This window comes from Streptomyces chlorus, from assembly GCF_042655885.1.
GTDB lineage: Bacteria > Actinomycetota > Actinomycetes > Streptomycetales > Streptomycetaceae > Streptomyces > Streptomyces chlorus.
The window spans coordinates 13,427-32,185 of record NZ_JBHSOA010000023.1; the positions used below are offsets into that span (position 1 = coordinate 13,427).

Annotated in this window: 11 protein-coding genes; 4 read left to right on the top strand and 7 right to left on the bottom strand. The window is 72.4% G+C overall.

The window, feature by feature from the left end; translation table 11 throughout:
* Nucleotides 1-398 precede the first annotated feature (398 nt).
* Entirely contained in the window at nucleotides 399-4,001 is a 3,603-nt protein-coding gene (locus tag ACFPZI_RS11330) for a serine protease (RefSeq protein ID WP_381361690.1), read from the top strand.
* Nucleotides 4,002-4,143: 142 nt separating this feature from the next.
* The gene (locus ACFPZI_RS11335) at nucleotides 4,144-5,097 is read left to right on the top strand and encodes a bifunctional riboflavin kinase/FAD synthetase (protein ID WP_381361693.1); all 954 of its coding nucleotides are present in this window, start codon (nucleotides 4,144-4,146) and stop codon (nucleotides 5,095-5,097) included.
* Nucleotides 5,098-5,236: 139 nt separating this feature from the next.
* Here the strand turns inward: ACFPZI_RS11335 and ACFPZI_RS11340 are convergent, their stop codons facing one another.
* From ACFPZI_RS11340 to ACFPZI_RS11370, 7 genes are all read right to left on the bottom strand, one after another.
* Nucleotides 5,237-6,340 (bottom strand): ABC transporter ATP-binding protein, encoded by a 1,104-nt coding sequence (locus ACFPZI_RS11340; RefSeq protein WP_381361696.1) that lies wholly within the window; start codon nucleotides 6,338-6,340, stop codon nucleotides 5,237-5,239.
* A complete protein-coding gene (locus ACFPZI_RS11345) occupies nucleotides 6,337-7,389 on the bottom strand; it encodes an ABC transporter ATP-binding protein (protein ID WP_381361699.1) in 1,053 nt (350 codons plus the stop codon). The genes ACFPZI_RS11340 and ACFPZI_RS11345 overlap by 4 nt, the downstream gene beginning before the upstream one ends.
* Nucleotides 7,386-8,333 (bottom strand): ABC transporter permease, encoded by a 948-nt coding sequence (locus tag ACFPZI_RS11350; RefSeq protein WP_381361731.1) that lies wholly within the window; start codon nucleotides 8,331-8,333, stop codon nucleotides 7,386-7,388. Before ACFPZI_RS11350 ends, ACFPZI_RS11345 begins: the two co-directional genes overlap by 4 nt.
* 32 nt (nucleotides 8,334-8,365) lie before the next feature.
* On the bottom strand, nucleotides 8,366-9,445 hold the full coding sequence (locus ACFPZI_RS11355; RefSeq protein WP_381361702.1) for an ABC transporter permease: 1,080 nt from the start codon (nucleotides 9,443-9,445) through the stop codon (nucleotides 8,366-8,368).
* Nucleotides 9,446-9,463: 18 nt separating this feature from the next.
* On the bottom strand, nucleotides 9,464-11,374 hold the full coding sequence (locus ACFPZI_RS11360; RefSeq protein ID WP_381361705.1) for an ABC transporter substrate-binding protein: 1,911 nt from the start codon (nucleotides 11,372-11,374) through the stop codon (nucleotides 9,464-9,466).
* Between the two features lie 300 nt (nucleotides 11,375-11,674).
* Nucleotides 11,675-14,926 (bottom strand): SCO5717 family growth-regulating ATPase, encoded by a 3,252-nt coding sequence (locus ACFPZI_RS11365; RefSeq protein WP_381361708.1) that lies wholly within the window; start codon nucleotides 14,924-14,926, stop codon nucleotides 11,675-11,677.
* A gap of 366 nt (nucleotides 14,927-15,292) precedes the next feature.
* Nucleotides 15,293-15,610: a DUF397 domain-containing protein gene (locus ACFPZI_RS11370; RefSeq protein WP_381210559.1), complete on the bottom strand. Its 318-nt coding sequence runs from the start codon at nucleotides 15,608-15,610 to the stop codon at nucleotides 15,293-15,295.
* Nucleotides 15,611-15,888: 278 nt separating this feature from the next.
* Between ACFPZI_RS11370 and rpsO the strand changes: the two genes are divergently transcribed.
* Nucleotides 15,889-16,176, top strand: coding sequence for a 30S ribosomal protein S15 (rpsO, locus tag ACFPZI_RS11375; RefSeq protein WP_042168273.1), 288 nt, complete (start codon nucleotides 15,889-15,891; stop codon nucleotides 16,174-16,176).
* Between the two features lie 362 nt (nucleotides 16,177-16,538).
* Complete coding sequence (locus ACFPZI_RS11380; RefSeq protein ID WP_381361711.1) at nucleotides 16,539-18,752, top strand: polyribonucleotide nucleotidyltransferase; 2,214 nt, start codon at nucleotides 16,539-16,541, stop codon at nucleotides 18,750-18,752.
* Nucleotides 18,753-18,759 lie beyond the last annotated feature (7 nt).

Sequence of the window (18,759 nt, forward strand, 5' to 3'; positions counted from 1 at the left end):
CGGCTCGACCGGCCCATGGTTCCACCGGTGTGACCCCTCGGCGGGCTCGACCGGTCCCTCGGCGTTCGGCGGGAAGGCGGTCGGCCCGGCCGCTCGACCGTCCCGTGCGGGCCACCGTCCCCACCGTCCCCACCAGCCGCCCGGCGCCGCAGGGTCCGCCCGTGGAGCGGCGTCACAGGGATTGCATGCCGCCGCTCCACGGCCCCCCCCGGTTCCCCCACCCCAGGTGTATCCACTTGTGGCCGTCCTTTCACCCGTAAGTGCAGGCGCTCGGAGTGAACGGGGGGAGTGGAAGGGGGCGCGTTTACCGAGGGCGCTGTGTCGCTGATCACCCGGCCCTACTGTCGAGCCGAGGCAGTCGAAGGCACAGCACGAAGGCACGGCATGAAGGTTCGACGATGACGTCGCGCGACCCGTCCCGTCATGAGCGGGACACGCTCCACGACCCGGCCGGCCGGAGTCCGGGGGAGGCCCCTCCGGCGCGGCGGGAGCCGTCGCCCGCCGATGTCCTCGTCCGCGTCCAGGACCTCGACGGCCGCCCGCGCGGTCTCGCCTTCCCCGCCGACCACCGCGGCACGCTGATCACCAGCCACGAGGCCGTCGACGGCCTCCCCGGCCTCGTCCTGTACGCCCCCGGCGACCGCCACCGCGTCGTGGGCGCCGGCGCCGTCACCCCGCTGCCCGAGCTCGGCCTCGCCCTCGTACACGCCGAAGGGCTCGGCGTCGAACCGCTGCCCGTCACCGCGCGGGACCGCCTCGACAGCGGCGCCTACGTGCGGATCGCCGCCGGGTGCTGGCGCGAGGCGCGCGTACTCGGCGCGACCACCGTGACGTACACCGCCACCGAGCGCTGCCACACCCTCGACGACGCGCTGGAGCTCGCCATCGGCACCACCGGCCGTGACGCGCTGCGCACCGGCGGCGGAGCGGCCGGCGGCCCGGTGCTCGACGCCGCCACCGGTGCCGTCCTCGGTGTCCTCGGCACCGCGCTCCGCTCCGGCGGCCGCGACGGCGGCTTCGCCGTGCCGCTCCGCCCCGCTCCGGCCGCCCTCGCCGCACTCCTCGCCGAGAACGCGGCGACGGTCCCGGCGTACGGCACCGACCTCAACCTCGCCGGCGTGCTGGAACTCACCGCCACCTCGGTCGGGCAGGACGGCCCGTCGGGCGCCCTCGCCCCCGGAGACGTCGTTCCGGTGGAACGGGCCGCCGTCACCGCGGAGTTCACCGCGTTCGAACACGGCCCGGCCGCGGTCCTCGGCCTCGTCGGACCGTCCGGCAGCGGCCGTACGACGGAGCTGGCGGCGCTCGCCGCCCGCCGCCACCGCGCCGGCGGCCCCACGCTGTGGCTGCGCGGCGCCGATCTGCGGGAGGACGACCTCTCCGTCGCCGACGCGGCCCAGCGGGCGCTCGACCGGGCCGCCCGCATCGTCGCCGCCTCCCGCACCCCGATTCCGGCCGGACCCGAAGGCCTCGGCGACACCGGCCCGGCCCGCCTCGCCGGCCTGGCCCGCAGCGCCGGCCGCCCGCTGCTGCTCCTCCTCGACGGCCCCGAGGAGATGCCGCCCGTCCTGGCCGGCCGCCTCGCCCAGTGGACCGACGGGACGGCACGGTGGCTGCGGCGGACCGGGGCGCGCCTGGTGGTGGGGTGCCGCGCGGAGTACTGGGAGAGCGCGGGTGCGCTCCTCCCGGCAGAGCTGCTGCACCGACATCAGGGCGGGCCTCAAAGCGAGTCCCCGGGTGGACCCCCGGCCGAGGGCCTCCCCGCGTGCGTGCGTCTCGGCGACCTGACCGCCGACGAGGCCATCGAGGCACGGGCCCGCTACGGCATCCCGGAGGGCTCCCCGGCCGACACCCGGCACCCGCTGACGCTCCGGCTGCTCGCGGAGATCAGGGCCGCCCTCGCCGACGCCCCGCGCGCGCCGGACGCCCGCGCGGACCGCCACGATGTCCTCTCCGCCCACCTGGACCTGATGTGCCTGCGCGTGGCCGTACGCCTCGCCGCCGAGAACGGGCTGCGCGGCACCGCCGTACGCCGGCTGGCCGCCCGGGTCGCCGGGCAGGTGCACGAAGCCGCCCGCCGCAGCCTCGGCCCCGGTCAGGGCGAGCTGGACCGGGAGGCGTTCGAGGCGGTGTTCCCGTGGGGGCCCGCACCGGCCGGGCTCGGCGGCGGGACCGGCTGGGCCCCCGCCGTACTCGCCGAGGGCCTTCTCGTCCCCGCCGGGACCGGCTACCGCTTCGCCCACGCGGAACTCGCCGACTGGCTCCAGGGCACCCACCTGGACCTGGACGGGGCCCTGCGTGCCCTGGTCCACGGCAACCCCGGCGCGCATCACGACCCCGAGACCACCGACACCACCGACACCACCCCCGTTCCGCACCACCGCGTCGGGCCCGTCGTCCAGGCCATGCTGCTGCTCGCCCGGCAGCACGGCACAGACCCGCTCGCCTCCCGGCTCGCGGACCTGGTGCACGCCCTCGACGCCGGAACCGGCTCGTGGTGGGCCGCCCGGCTGCTCACCGAGACCCTCGCGCGCGCGCCCGACGCGACGCCCTACACCGGGGTGCTGCGGCTGCTGGCCGACCGGATCGTGGCCTGGCGGCAGCAGCGGCGGCCGGTGCCCGGCGAGCTGGGTCCGGCCTTCTGGACCGCTCTCCCCCTGCCCCTGGAGACCGGCTTCGAGCTGCTGCGCGGACTCGTCCACGCCGACGGCCCCCCGGGCGAGACCGGCCCCCGGTTCCTGGACGCCGCCTCCCGCCTGTTCAGCGCCGACCCCGGCGCCGTACTCCCGCACCTCGTCCGGTGGTTCGAGGACGAACGGCCGCTGCCCGCCACCCCGCACGCGACGGTCGCGACAGCGGCACAAGCACTGCTGCACACCCACCGGCACCGCGCCCCGGACACCCTGACCGAGACGCTCGCCGACAGCCCGCACCGGCGGGCCGGACAACTGCTCGGCGTGCTGGCCGAGGAAGACCCCTCGGTGGTGTGCCGGGCCGTCGACCGCTGGGCGCGCGACGAGCGCCCCGCCCGCCGCGCGGCAGCGGTGACGTACGGGCTGCTGGCCGCACCGCACGCCCGTGACGAGGCCGACCGCACCCTGCTGCGGTACGCGGCCCTCGCCCTGCTCGTACGCACCGGCGACCGCGCCCTGCACGGCGGCGCGCTCGCCCTGCTCGTCCAGGACCCGAGCAGCAGGGACCGCCACCTCGCGCGGGCTCTGGAACACTTCGCGGCCGGCGACCCGTACGTCCCGCCGAGCGCGCTGGCCGGCGCCCTCGCCACCCACCCGGAGGCCGTCCTCGACGCCTTTCGCGCGAGGCTCGCCCGGATGGAGGCGCGCGAGACGCCGGACACTCCCGCCGGTGCGCCCGTTTCCACCGATGCGGATGCCCATGTGGACGCCGACGCGGACGCGCCCGCACTGGCCCCCCGCGTAGCCGCGCTGGTGAGGGCGGCGGTGGAGCGGCGGCCGGACCTCGCGGGACAGCTGGCCGCGTACGCGGACCGGCGCCTGGACCAGGAGCCGGCCGACCGAGACGTACTCCTGCCCCTGCTCACCGGCCTGCTGGACGCCGGTCCGCAGCCGCTGCGGGCCGCCCTCGCCGGTGCCCTCGCCGAGCCCGGCACCCCCGCCTCGCGCCCCCTGCGCCGCGAACTGCTGGACCCGCTCCTCACCCGCGACCACGACCCCGACCTACTGGCCGCGGTGCTGGGCGCAGCCGCCCGCCACGCCGACGGCCCCCGCCACGTCGACGGCCCCCGGCGGACCGGCGACCCCGCGCGCGAGCTCGTCCACCACACAGGGCTGCTCCTCGTCCGCACCCCCGACGGCGCCGCCCGCTTCGACCACGTCCTGGCCGACCTGGGGCGGCACGTCCCAGGCTTCGCCGCCGCCCTGGCCCACTGGCTGGCGGACGCGCCCCAGGAGTGGGCGGATGTGCTCGGACCCGGCACCCGGCGGATGATCGAGGCCCGGGCGGGAGTGGGCGTCCCCGCCTGAGGGCCTGTCCGGGAGTGCACAGCGTCACAGTGCCCGAGCGCCGATGCCGATGCGAGCCGACGGCGGTCGGCATGGCACCCTTAGACCTGCGCAGGAGAAGTCCACGGACTCGGCCCGACAAGGTTTCGACAAGGAGCAGGCAGTGCAGCGCTGGCGTGGCTTGGAGGACATCCCCCAGGACTGGGGGCGCAGCGTCGTCACCATCGGTTCCTACGACGGAGTCCACCGCGGGCACCAGCTGATCATCAGGCACGCCGTGAACCGTGCCCGGGAACTGGGTGTCCCCACGGTCGTCGTCACCTTCGACCCGCACCCCAGCGAGGTCGTCCGCCCCGGCAGCCACCCGCCGCTGATCGCCCCGCATCACCGCCGCGCGGAACTCATGACCGAGCTGGGAGTGGACGCGGTCCTGATCCTCCCCTTCACCACGGAGTTCTCGAAGCTGTCGCCGGCCGAGTTCGTGGGCAAGGTCCTGGTCGACAAACTGCGCGCCAAGGCGGTCGTCGAGGGCCCCAACTTCCGCTTCGGCCACCGGGCCGCGGGCACCGTGGACTTCCTCGCGGAACAGGGCAAGATCTACGACTTCGAGGTCGAGGTCGTCGAACTGTACGTGAGCGGCGAGGCCGGCGGCGGCGAGCCGTTCTCCTCCACCCTCACCCGCCGCCTGATCGTCGAGGGCGAGGTCGAGGGCGCCGCCGAGATCCTGGGCCGCCCGCACCGGGTGGAGGGCGTGGTCGTCAGCGGTGCCCGGCGCGGCCGCGAACTGGGCTTCCCCACGGCCAACGTCGAGACGCTCCCGCACACCGCGATCCCCGCCGACGGCGTCTACGCGGGCTGGCTGCACGCCCAGGGCGAGGCCATGCCGGCCGCGATCTCCGTCGGCACCAACCCCCAGTTCGACGGCACCGAGCGCACGGTCGAGGCGTACGCCATCGACCGCGTCGACCTGGACCTCTACGGCCTGCACGTCGCCGTCGACTTCCTCGCCTTCGTCCGCGGGCAGGCGAAGTTCGACTCGCTCGAGGCGCTGATGGAGCAGATCGCCGCGGACGTCAGGCGCTGCAAGGAACTGGTGGCAGCGGCCGAGAGGCCGTAGGCACGTACACGGGCCCTCAGAGCCGGTCGGATGACCTCTGATCGGGCGGCCACGCCCTGGCACGCACACATCCCGGCGCCTTGGAATCGCACGCACCGGACCGCGTCCGCTCTCCGATCGAAGGTCACCCGACCGGCTCTTACGCGCGAAGCGGCGGGGCAGAGGGCCCGGACGGACCCCGGGCCTCGCGCGCGTGGGCCCAGTGGCAGGCCACCTGGCCGACCGTGCCCTCGCCTCCGTCGTCCCCACCCCCGCCGTCGAGGATCTCCAGGTCCCGGGTCCGGCACGCGTCCGCGACGCCCGCCCGGTCCGCCTCCCCGCCGAGCAGGATCTGGCAGCGCGCGTGGAACCGGCAGCCCCCTGGAACACGGGTCGGATCCGGCGGCTCACCGGTCAGGACCACCGGGTCGCCCGGGGCCTTGGGGAGCACCGACAACAGGGCCTGCGTGTACGGGTGCCGGGGCGCGGTCAGCACCTGCTCCACCGCCCCGGTCTCCACGATCCGGCCGAGATACATCACCGCGACCCGGTCGGCGATGTTCCAGGCCAGCCCGAGGTCGTGCGTGACCACCAGCGCGGACAGGCCCAGCTCGGCACGGAGCCGGAGCAGCAGGGCCAGGATCTCGCCGCGTACGGAGGCGTCCAGGGAGGCCACCGGCTCGTCCGCGATGAGGAGTTCGGGTTCCAGGACCAGCGCGCCCGCGATCACCACCCGCTGGCGCTGACCGCCGGACAGCTCGTGCGGATAGCGCAGGAAGAAGCGCTCCGGCGGCCGCAGCCCGGCCCGGGACAGGGCCTTCGCGACCGCCTCCCGTTCGTCACCGCCGTACCCGTGGATGCGCAGCCCCTCGGCCACCGCGTCGTACACCGTGTGCCGGGGGTTGAGCGAGCCGCTCGGGTCCTGGAGGACCAGCTGGACCCGCTTGCGGTACGCCTTGAGGGAGCGGCCGGAGTAGTCGAGCGGGCGCCCGTCGAAGGAGACGCGTCCCGCGGTCGGCTCGACCAGGCCCAGCAGGGCGCGGGCCAGGGTCGTCTTGCCGCAGCCCGACTCGCCCACCAGGGCGACGATCTCACCGGGCCGGATGCCGAGGTCGACACCGTCCACCGCGCGGGCGGGACCGGCACCGTGCCGTCCGGGGAAGGCGACCCGCACTGCTTGGGCGCTCAGCAGGGGGGCGCCGGGGAACGCGGGGGAGCCGGGGGAACCCGGAGGGCCGGGGGCAGCAGCGGGGGAGGCCGTCATGGGGTGATACGCCTCACTTCTTTCAGGGAGCACGCATCGGAACCCCGAGATCGGGACTCACGCGGCCCCGGCTCGTGGACCGGTGGCTCCTCCGTCGCGTCCGTCGTGACCCGTACGCATGCCGCCCGTCGCTTTGGCCCTGCCACCCGCAGCGGCTGGTCGTCCACCGCGCAGGACTCCAGGGCCACCGGGCAGCGCGGATGGAACGTGCACCCGGCCGGCAGTACCGAAGGGTCCGGCGGGTCGCCAGCCAGGCCGCGCGGCGCGAAGCGCGACGCCGGGTCGCCGATGCGGGGGAACGCCGCCGACAGGGCACGGGCGTACGGGTGCCGGGCGGCCTCGTACACCTGCTGGGCCGGACCCTCCTCCACCACCCGGCCCGCGTACATCACCGCGAGCCGGTCACAGGTGTCGGCGAGGACCGCCAGATCGTGACTGATCATGATCAGGCCCACGTCCTGGTCGGCCACCAGCTGCTCGATGAGCCGCAGGATCTGCGCCTGGATCATCACATCGAGCGCGGTGGTCGGCTCGTCCGCGACGATCAGCATCGGATCGCAGGCCAGCGCCATCGCGATCATGACGCGCTGACGCTGACCGCCGGACAGCTCGTGCGGGTGGTCGGCCGCCCGAGCGGCCGGCAGGCCGACCTGCTCCAGCAGCTCGCCGGCCTTCTTCCGGGCCCCCGACGGGGTCGCCTTCCGGTGCAGCAGGACCGGCTCGGCGATCTGGTCGCCGATGCGGTGCACGGGGTTGAGCGAGTGCATCGCGCCCTGGAACACGATCGAGGCCCCGGCCCAGCGGACCGCCCGTAGGCGGCCCCACTTCATGGCGAGCACGTCCTCGCCGTCCAGGAGGATCTCCCCGCCGGTCCGCGTCCCGGACGGCAGCAGCCGCAGCAGGGCCAGCGCGAGCGTCGACTTGCCGCAGCCCGACTCCCCGGCGATGCCCAGCTTCTGCCCGGCCTCCAGGCTCAGGTCCACCCCGCGCACCGCGGCGGCCCCGCCCGCATACGTCACCGTCAGGTCCCTGACGTCGAGCAGACTCAACGGGACACCCCCAGCCTGGGGTTGAGGACGGACTCCACGGCACGCCCGCAGAGCGTGAACGCCAGTGCCACCACGGCGATCGCGATGCCCGGTGGCACCAGGTACCACCAGTGCCCGGCGCTGACCGCACCCGCCTCCCGCGCGTCCTGCAGCAGCCCGCCCCACGACACCACCGTCGGATCACCGAGCCCGAGGAACGCCAGGGTCGCCTCCGCCAGGATCGCCGCGGAGATGATCAGGGTCGTCTGCGCCAGCACCAGCGGCATCACATGGGGCAGCACATGGCGCGACATCACATGCCAGTGGCCGCCGCCCAGCGCCCGCGCGCGTTCGATGTACGGCCGGGTCTCCACCGCCAGGGTCTGCGCGCGCACCAGCCGGGCCGTCGTCGGCCAGGTCGTGACCCCGATCGCCACCACGATCGTGACGAGCGAACGGGACATCACGGTGGCCAGCGCGATCGCCAGGACCAGTGTGGGCATCACCAGGAACCAGTCGGTGACCCGCATCGCCACCGTCGCGTACCACCCCCGGAAGTGTCCCGCCGTCACTCCGATCAGGGTGCCGATCGCCACCGACAGTACGGCGGCGAGCAGCCCCACGAGCAGCGACACCCGCGCACCCCAGATCACCAGACCGAGCAGATTCCTTCCGAACTGGTCGGTGCCGAAGGGAAATTCGGCGCTCGGGCGCTCCAGCGGACTGCCCGGCGCGTCCGTCACGTTGTCCACGTCGGAGCCGGCCAGCAACGGAGCGGTCAGGGCCGCCAGCGCGAACAGCAGGAGCGCGGCCAGGCCCACGACGCCGGACCGGTGGGTGCGGTACCGCCGCCAGAACCGCGCCGCCGAGGCCCTGCGCCGCCGCCACGCGAGCGTGCGCGGACCTCCCGTGCTGCCCCGGGCGGCCGGTGCGGCCGCCGGCGGGGTCGCCGCTGTCCCGGTCATCGTGCCCTCGTCCGTCGTGCCCTCGTCCGTCGTCATCGGCCCACCCGGGGATCGAGCAGCGGATAGATCAGATCGGCCAGCGTGTTCATCACGATCACCGCCGCGGCGAACACGAGGAACAGCCCCTGCACCAACGGTAGATCGGGCACGCTCAGCGCCTGGTAGAACAACCCGCCGAGCCCCGGCCAGGAGAAGACCGTCTCCACCAGGATCACCCCGGCCACTGTCCGCCCGAGGTTGATGAAGATCAGCGTCACTGTCGGCAGCAGCGCGTTGGGCACCGCGTGCCGGTGCCGGACCAGGTCCTCACGGAGCCCCTTGGCGCGCGCGGTGGTCAGATAGTCGCTGCCCATCTCGTCCAGCAACGCCGACCGCGTCACCAGCAGAGTCTGCCCGTACTCCACCGCCACCAGCGTCGCCACCGGCAGGACCAAGTGGTGCGCCACGTCCAGGACCTGGGCGAAGCCCTCCTCGCCGCCCGACTCCATGCCACCGGTGGGGAACAGCCCCGGAATCGGCCCGATGCCCACCCCCAGCGTGATGATCAGCAGCAGCCCGAGCCAGAAGGACGGGAGGGAGTAGAGGAGCAGCGCCAGACCCGTGTTGAGCCGGTCCCCGAGCCGCCCGTGCCGCCACGCCGACCGGATGCCGAGCACGATGCCGAGCGCCGTGTAGAGGACGAAGGCCGTGCCGGTGAGCAGCAGCGTGTTCGGCAACGCCTCGGTGATCTTGTCGACCACCGGCGCGTTGAACTGGTACGACGTTCCCAGATCACCCGTGAGAGCCTTGCCGCAATAGTCCGTGAACTGCTGCCACAACGGCAGGTCCAGCCCGAACTCCCTTCGATAGACGGCGAGTTGCTCGGTCGACACCTGGCGGCCGCCGGTCATGAACTTCACCGGGTCGCCCGGGATCAGCCGGAAGAGGAAGAAACCGGTGACGAGGACGGCCAGGAGGGACACGGCCGCGCCGGCCATCTTGCCCGCCACATATCGCGGATACGCGGTGGTGGTGCGGGCCCGCGGCCCGCGGGGGGCCTCCGGTCCGTCCTGCACCGGACCGGAGGCCGTCCGAGCGCCCTCGACGGGAGCGGATGTCGCATCGGCGGTCATGAGTACCCGTTCGCCCGTCTACTCGCGGTCCTCGGCCGTGGCCCGCCGCCGCATCGCCACGAACACCCCGAGACCCGCGAGGGCGACGACACCCGCGACGATCCCGACGACCACACCCGTCGACGACGAACCGCCGGAACCCTCAGCGGAGTCCACGGGCACCGCGGACCACCAGCTCCAGTAGCCGTCCTGGCCGTAGATGTTGCCCGCCTTCGAGGGCATTGTGGTGATCGACTCGATCTGGTCGGTGCGGTACGCCTCGACCGCGTTCGGATACGCCATGACGTTCATATACCCGAGGTCGTACAGCCGTGACTGCATCTGCTGGACGATGTTCGCCCGTTCGGCGGGGTCGTACTCGGCCAACTGCCGTGCGTACAGCCCGTCGTACTTCTTGTCGCAGATGAAGTTGTCGGTCGCGCCGGTGTCCTTCGGCGTCGCCGGGAGCGCCCCGCAGGTGTGGATCGACAGGACGAAGTCGGGGTCGGGGTTGACCGACCAGCCGTCGAAGGCGAGATCGTACTCACCGGCGAGCCAGGGATCGGTCACGTTGTCCAGGCAGTTGAGGGTGACCCCGATGCCGAGATCGCCCCACCACTCCTCGAGGTACTTGCCGATGGCCTTGTCGTTCGGGTCGGTGGCGTGGCACAGGATGCGGTAGTTCAACGGCTTGCCGTCCTTGCCGACGCGCTTGCCGTCCCCGTTCCTCTCGTAGCCCGCCTGGTCGAGCAGCCGGCCCGCTTTCCCGGGGTCGTACGCCAGCTCCTGGCCGGCCGACGGCTCCCAGAAGTACTGCGCGTAGCGCGGCGGGATGTAGCCCGCGCCGTTCACCGCGTGGCCCCGGAACACCTTGTCGACGACGGTCTTCCGGTCGACCGCCATGAACAGTGCGTCGCGTACCCGCTGGTCCAGCAGGGAGGGATGCCCGTCGCCCATCTTCTCGCCGTTTTTCGCCTTCGCACCCGGATTGGTGGCGAGAGCGTAGAAGCGGCGGCCGGGCGCGTCGTTGACGCGAATGTTCTTCTCGTTCTGGAGCGAGGCCGCCTGCGCCGGAGTCAGGGACGGCGACCCGGCGACGAACGACACCTCACCCTTGCGCAGCGCCGACACCGCCGCGTCCTGGTCCTTGTAGTACCGGAAGAGCAGCTCGTCGAACTTCGGCGCCCCGCGCCAGAAGTCCTTGTTGGCCTCCAACCGCACATAGCTGTCGGCCTTGTAGTCGGTGAGGACGAACGGCCCGTTGCCGACGACGGGGAGGTCCTTGTCGTTGTTGAACTTCGAGAAGTCGTCGACCTTCTCCCACACATGCCTGGGCACGATCGGCACGTCCAGCGCGGTCATGGTGGCCTGCGGCTTCTTCAGCCGGATGACCAGCTCGGTCGGGCTCGGCGCCGTGACCTCCTCGAAGTTGGCGACGAAGCTGCCGTTCGCCGTGGCCGCGCCCTCGTCGGCCATCATCGTGCGGAACGTCCACGCCGCGTCCTCGGCGGTGGCCTGCTCCCCGTCCGACCACTTCGAGTCGGAGCGGATGGTGTACGTCCACGTCAACTTGTCCGGGGACGACTCCCACTGGGTGGCCAGCCCCGGGACGACATGGTTGTCCTCGGGGTCGTAGTTGGTCAGATACTCGTACGTGAGCCGGTGAACGCTCGTACTGAGCAGCCGCACCGCGAGGAACGGACTGAGCGAATCGACGCTCTGCGCCACCGCGACGGTCAGCGTCCGCTTGCCGTCGTCGGCCGCTCGGGCCTGCCGCGGTGCCGGATCGAGCGGGGTCGCGAGCCCGGCGGTGAGGGCGAGCGCGGCCGCACCGGCCGCCGCGGCGAGCCGGACACGGCGGGGGACCGCACCACCCCGCGTACGGGTCCGGTGCAGGGCGCGGGGACGCCTGGTGTCGTGGTGCCCGCCGTACTGATCATTCGTGTCCATAGGGTCGCTGACCTCGCGTCATCACTCGCACGGGAAGGACGGGTTGATCAGGTGAGTGCTGAGTGTCTACCAGCGGAATCCGCGGCCGTCAACGGCACGCGCACCCCATGTGGCCTGCGGAAACAGTGAATTGGCGAGCCCTTTGTGCACATTGGTCGAGACCACTGAAGCGCTCCTGGCCAGCGCCTGACGCCGGGACGCGACCCGGAAACGGGGACGGTCCGCACCGCATACGAACAGTGCGGGCCGAAAACAGGACCGGCCCCTCGAAAGGGGCCGATCGGGTGACATACGCGGCAGTTACTGCTGCGGAGGCGGCGCCTGCGGAGGAGGCGTCTGCCCGCCGCCGGGCTGGCCGGGGTGGCCGGGTTGGCCGTACTGATCCGGCCCGCCCGGCTGCGGATAGCCGTAGCCGGGCGGCTGGGGGTACGACCGGCCCGGGGCGGCCTGCGGGTATCCCTGGCCGGGCTGCGCCGGGGGCTGACCGTGACCCGGCTGCGGGTAGGGCTGGCCGGGCTGCGCGGGGGGCGGGGCGTACGGCTGTCCGGGCTGCGGTTGCTGTGGCGGCTGCTGGGGGTGCGGAGCCTGTTGGGGGTGCGGTGCCTGCTGGCCCGGGTAGGGCTGATTCGGGACGTACTGGCCCGGGATGTGCTGCCCCGGGACGTACTGCCCCGGGACGTACTGGCCCGGCAGCGGCGGGGCGGCGACCGGCGGCGGGTTGCCGTCGGAGGTCCACAGACCGTGCGACTGCTGGTGCCGGACGAAGTCCTCGGCGACCATCGACGCGAGGTGGAAGTACGCCTCCCGCACCTTCGGTCGCATCATGTCGAGGTCGACCTCCGCACCCGCGGCAAGGTGCTCGTCGAACGGTACGACGAGCACGCCGCGGCACCGTGTCCGGAAGTGCGACACGATGTCATCGACCTTGATCATCTTTCCGGTCTCGCGCACACCCGAGATGACCGTGAGCGACCGCGAGACGAGATCCGCGTACCCATGGGCCGACAGCCAGTCCAGCGTCGTGCTGGCGCTGCTCGCACCGTCCACGGACGGCGTCGAGACGATGATGAGCTGATCGGCCAGGTCCAGTACCCCGCGCATGGCGCTGTAGAGCAGACCCGTACCGGAGTCGGTCAGGATGATCGGGTACTGCTTGCCCAGGACGTCGATCGCCCGCCGGTAGTCCTCGTCGTTGAACGCCGTCGAGACGGCGGGGTCGACGTCGTTGGCGATGATCTCCAGACCGGAGGGCGCCTGCGAGGTGAACCGCCGGATGTCCATGTACGAGCTGAGGTGCGGGATCGCCTGCACCAGGTCACGAATGGTGGCCCCGGTCTCCCGCCGCACCCGGCGGCCGAGCGTACCGGCGTCGGGGTTGGCGTCGATCGCGAGGATCTTGTCCTGCCGCTCGCTGGCGAGGGTGGCGCCGAGCGCGGTGGTCGTGGTCGTCTTGCCGACGCCGCCCTTGAGGCTGATCACGGCGATCCGGTAGCAGGACAGCACCGGAGTGCGGATCAGCTCCAGCTTCCGCTGCCGCTCGGCCTCCTCCTTCTTGCCGCCCAGCTTGAAACGCGACCCGCCTGCCGCGGGACGGCTGCTCTTGGCCTTCTGCTTCCTGCTGTTGAGCAGCCGGTCCGACGACAGTTCCACAGCCGCGGTGTAACCGAGCGGCGCGGCACCGGGGTTGGTCGGCTGCCGCTGGTCGTGCTGGATGGGCTGCGGCCAGGCGGCCCCGGCACGCGGATCGACGGGCGGCTGGCCGGCCTGCGGGGGCTGAGGCGCGGTGTGCGGAGGCGGCGCGACAGCCTGCGGGTTCTGCGGCGGCAGGGGCTGTTGGAGCGGGAATCCCTGCTGCGCGGCCTGCGGTTGCTGCGGTTGTGCCTGCGGGGGCATGCCGGGCTGCTGGGGCTGCGTCTGCGGGGGTACGGGCTGCTGCGGGTACTCCTGCGGTGCCGGCGGCTGCTGCGGGAAGCCGTAACCACCCGGCTGGGCCGGGGGAGTCTGGGCGGCCGGGGCGGCCGGGGCGGGACCGGTGGGCGGGAAGCCGTAACCGGCCTGGGCGCCGGGGAAGGGAGCGCCCGGCTGGGGGAAGCCGTATCCGGCCTGAGGAGCGGGCTGTTGCACCGGCGGCTGCGGCTGCGGCTGCGGCTGCGGCTGCGGCTGCGGCTGCGGCTGTGGCTGTTGCGTGGGCGAGGCGGGTGCCGGGTGCGGTGGCATCGGTCCGTTTGGCGCGTTCCAGGCGGCGGGCGCGGGCTGCGGCGCCTGCGGCTGGAAGGGAGGCTGCTGCGGCTGCTGGGCAGACACCCCCACGCCTTCCGGCTGCGCCGGTTCGGGAACGACCGGTGCCGGGGGCGCTGCGGGAGCCTGCGGCGACTGCTGCGGCTGTGCCGGCCACTGGCTTGCGGGCGCCCGCGCGGCGGGGTGCGACGGGGGCGGCACGACCGGCGGTGCCGGGGGAGTCCAGGCCACCGGGGCCGAGGTGTCGGACGAGGCAGGTACAGAGTCCTCGGGCACGCCGACCGCGCCGGGTGCGGAGGGCACCGCGTCGTCCACCGGTTCGTCGTTCACCGGCTTCGCGTCCTCGGGCTCGGGTGCGTCCGCCTCGGCCTTGGTGTCCGCCCCAGGCTCCGACTCCGCCTCGGGCTCGTCGAAGTCGTCGTTCGTGGCGTGCTCGTCGCCTTCGTCGACATCCGCGGACGATTCGGAGAGGTCGGCGATGCCGGTGTCCCCGTCCTCGGCGCCGTCAGCAGCGAAGGGGACGGACGCAATGGAGGCGACGGAGGGCTCGACGTCCTGGACGTCGTCCTTGAGCTCGTCCGTGTCTCCGGCGTGCTCGCCGTCGCCGGTCAGGTCCTGGTCGTCGGCGGGCTCCGGCCGTGTTTCCGGTTCCGCGTCCGCCTCGGGCTCGGCGGACACGGCTTCGCTCTCGGCCTCACGGTCCTGGATCTCCTGCTTCAGCGCGGCGGCGGAGAAGCGGATGGTGGCACCGCTCTCGAGGTCACCACTGCCGGAGTCCCGGCCGAACCCACTGACCGGAAGATCCGGCACGGCCGCAGGAGAAACAGAGCCCGGCTCCGGCGTGGACGCCGACTGGGGCTCCGGCTCGAACCCGCTGCCCACCGGAAGCCGCGGTACGGCGCCCGGCCCCCCGGACGGCGGAGCGGGCGGCGTGAACGGAGCTCCCGGCGTGGGAGCCGGCGGTGCAAAGGGAGCGCCCGGCGCGGGAGCGGGCGCGGGCGGGGTGAAAGGCGCCCCCGGCGCCGGTGTCGGCGCCGGAAGGGACGAAGGCCCCGAAGCGCCGACCGCGTGCGGCGGCGGAGTCAACCCGGGCAACGGCGGAACACGCCCTGGGGAAACGGGAGGAGAGGGCGAGGCGTCGGCCCTCGACCCCGACCTTGACTCCGAACTCCCCGAAGCGTTCTGCGTGTACCAGGCCGGCGGCGCGTAGTCGATGGTGAACTCGCCCGTCGTCTCGACGGCGGACTCCGTATCGGGCTGGTCATCGCCGGGTGTTGCCCAGCCCCCGCGGATCCCGTCCCGATCGCTGCCCACAGTTCCTCCTGGTCTGGTCGAGCACCCTTGTGCCGTCGTGCTGTGCTGGGGCGACCACCTGCAGTGGTCCGAACTGGTCCTGCATGAGGACGACATCGTCCGAACCGGCCTCCCCCGGGCCTGCGACGCCGATACCCGGTTCGCGGGTGTTTTGGTGTCGCGTCGGGTACCAGCCTAATCACGGGTAGCCCTGCCCCGTCAGCCCTGCCCACCCCTCAGCCAGTGCCCCCCACAACACCCGTTGCTGTCAAGGGGCGTACACATTCACTGCACAACGAAAGAAACCGCCCATGGGAGAAGAATCCACGGGCGGTCACCTCGATCGGGATCGGTCCGGAGCGCCGGACCGATCCCGGACTGCTCGGACTACTCGGCGGCCTCGGCCGCTGTCCCTGCGGCGCCCGCCCCGCCGGTCCCCGGCGCCGGCTCCAGGTCGAACTCGCCGTCCCGCGCGCCGAGCACGAACGCACGCCACTCCGCCTCCGTGTACCGCAGCACCGTGTCCGGGTCGAGGGAGGACCGCATGGCCACCGCGCCGTCGGGCAGGTAGGCGATCTCGACCCGCTCCTCGTGCTCCTCGGTGCCCGGCGCGCTGTGCCACTCGACGCCGGAGATGTCGAGGGCGTAGAGCTCGTCCTTCTCCCGCTCCTTGCGTGCCTTGATCTCCTCAGCCGTCTCCGCCATGTCGCAGCGACCCCTTCCCGACCTATGACTGGTCCGATGGACTGGTTACGAGCGCTCACATTAGTGGCACCCCGCGTCCCACCTGGGCGGTTCCGCGGCCCGCGGTAAGGGGGCCTGCCGTCGACTGGTACTCTGAGCGATGGACGTATGTGTACGCACCCTCGGAGCGCTCCTCCGGGGGCCGCGCCCTGCGGATCCCGCCTTCCGAGTCATGGAAGATCCCCCGAGGTGAAGACCGGGGGCGCTCGGTGGCCAGTTACAGACCATGAGGAGTACGCGTGTCGCTCGACGCCGCTACGAAGAACCAGATCATCGCCGACTTCCGCACCAAGGAAGGTGACACCGGCTCCCCCGAGGTCCAGGTCGCTCTCCTGTCCCGTCGGATCTCCGACCTGACGGAGCACCTCAAGACCCACAAGCACGACCACCACTCCCGTCGTGGTCTGCTCATCCTGGTCGGTCAGCGCCGCCGGCTGCTGCAGTACCTCGCCAAGAAGGACATCCAGCGCTTCCGTGCGCTGGTCGACCGCCTCGGCATCCGCCGTGGTGCGGCGGGCGCCAAGTAAGACGCCGTGACGGGAGCGGTTCCCCTGGGGAAAGGGGACCGCTCCTTTTGCTGTACGTGCGGAGTGTCACCACGTCTTTGTAGTGTGGTAGCACAACGCAAGAGCACCGAATCGCTGTGACGACCGGTACCGCACCAGGTCGCGGCCGTCACCGGCACCACCCCCGACGTCCCCCGGACGTCCCGACGTACGAGGGGAAGCGCACCTCGCCGCCGCCGGTCCTCGGTAGTGGCCCCCGGGTGAATGAACCCGGGAGCTTCGATCGAAGACCGGCCCGCACCAGACGGCGCGCTTCTCCACCCCGTCCCCCCGCCACACGGGCGAGGCGGGACAAAAGACGACAAGTAACGGAGAACCCACTGGTGGAGAACGAGACCCACTACGCCGAAGCCGTCATCGACAACGGCTCCTTCGGTACCCGCACCATCCGCTTCGAGACGGGCCGCCTCGCCCGTCAGGCCGCCGGCTCCGCCGTGGCCTACCTGGACGACGACACCATGGTGCTGTCGGCCACCACGGCCTCGAAGAACCCCAAGGACCAGCTCGACTTCTTCCCCCTCACGGTGGACGTCGAGGAGCGGATGTACGCGGCCGGCAAGATCCCCGGCTCCTTCTTCCGCCGGGAGGGCCGGCCCTCCGAGGACGCGATCCTCACCTGCCGCCTCATCGACCGCCCGCTGCGCCCGTCCTTCAAGAAGGGCCTGCGCAACGAGATCCAGGTCGTCGCCACGATCATGGCGCTCAACCCCGATCACCTGTACGACGTCGTGGCGATCAACGCCGCCTCCGCGTCCACGCAGCTGGCCGGTCTGCCCTTCTCCGGCCCGATCGGCGGCGTCCGCGTCGCGCTGATCCGCGGCCAGTGGGTCGCCTTCCCGACGCACACCGAGCTCGAGGACGCCGTCTTCGACATGGTCGTCGCGGGCCGCGTCCTGGAGGACGGCGACGTCGCGATCATGATGGTCGAGGCCGAGGCCACTGACCAGACCGTCAAGCTGGTCGAGGGCGGTGCCGAGGCCCCCACCGAGGAGGTCGTCGCCGCCGGCCTCGAGGCCGCGAAGCCCTTCATCAAGGTCCTCTGCAAGGCCCAGGCCGACCTCGCCGCGAAGGCCGCCAAGCCGACCGGCGAGTTCCCGATCTTCCTGGACCACCAGGACGACGTCCTGGAGGCGCTGACCGGCGCCGTCCGCCCCGAGCTCGCCCAGGCGCTCACCATCGCCGGCAAGCAGGAGCGCGAGGCCGAGCTCGACCGCGTCAAGCAGCTCGCCGCCGAGAAGCTCCTGCCGGAGTTCGAGGGCCGCGAGAAGGAGATCTCCGCCGCGTACCGCGCGCTGACCAAGTCCCTGGTCCGTGAGCGCGTCATCAAGGAGAAGAAGCGCATCGACGGCCGCGGAGTCACTGACATCCGCACCCTGGCCGCCGAGGTCGAGGCCATCCCGCGGGTGCACGGCTCCGCGCTGTTCGAGCGTGGCGAGACCCAGATCCTGGGCGTCACCACCCTCAACATGCTCCGCATGGAGCAGCAGCTGGACACCCTCTCCCCGGTGACCCGCAAGCGCTACATGCACAACTACAACTTCCCGCCGTACTCCGTCGGCGAGACCGGCCGCGTGGGCTCCCCCAAGCGCCGCGAGATCGGCCACGGCGCCCTCGCCGAGCGCGCCATCGTGCCGGTGCTCCCGACCCGCGAGGACTTCCCCTACGCGATCCGTCAGGTGTCCGAGGCCCTCAGTTCCAACGGCTCGACGTCCATGGGCTCGGTCTGCGCCTCCACCATGTCGCTGCTGAACGCCGGTGTGCCGCTCAAGGCCCCCGTCGCCGGCATCGCCATGGGCCTGATCTCCCAGGAGATCAACGGCGAGACGCACTACGTCGCCCTCACCGACATCCTCGGTGCGGAGGACGCCTTCGGCGACATGGACTTCAAGGTCGCCGGCACCAAGGAGTTCGTGACCGCCCTCCAGCTCGACACCAAGCTGGACGGCATCCCCGCCTCCGTCCTGGCCGCCGCCCTCAAGCAGGCCCGTGACGCCCGCCTCCACATCCTCGACGTGATGATGGAAGCGATCGACACGCCGGACGAGATGTCCCCGAACGCGCCGCGGATCATCACCGTGAAGATCCCCGTCGACAAGATCGGTGAGGTCATCGGCCCCAAGGGCAAGATGATCAACCAGATCCAGGAGGACACCGGCGCCGACATCACGATCGAGGACGACGGCACCATCTACATCGGTGCCGCCCAGGGCTCGCAGGCCGAGGCCGCCCGCGCCACGATCAACAGCATCGCCAACCCGACCATGCCGGAGGTCGGCGAGCGCTACCTGGGCACGGTCGTGAAGACGACCACCTTCGGTGCGTTCGTGTCCCTGATGCCCGGCAAGGACGGACTGCTGCACATCTCGCAGATCCGCAAGCTCGCCGGCGGCAAGCGCGTGGAGAACGTCGAGGACGTGCTCGGCGTGGGCGCCAGGGTCCAGGTCGAGATCGCCGAGATCGACTCCCGCGGAAAGCTCTCCCTCATCCCCGTGATCGAGGGCGAGGACGACGACAAGAAGGCCGACACCGACCAGTGACGTCCCA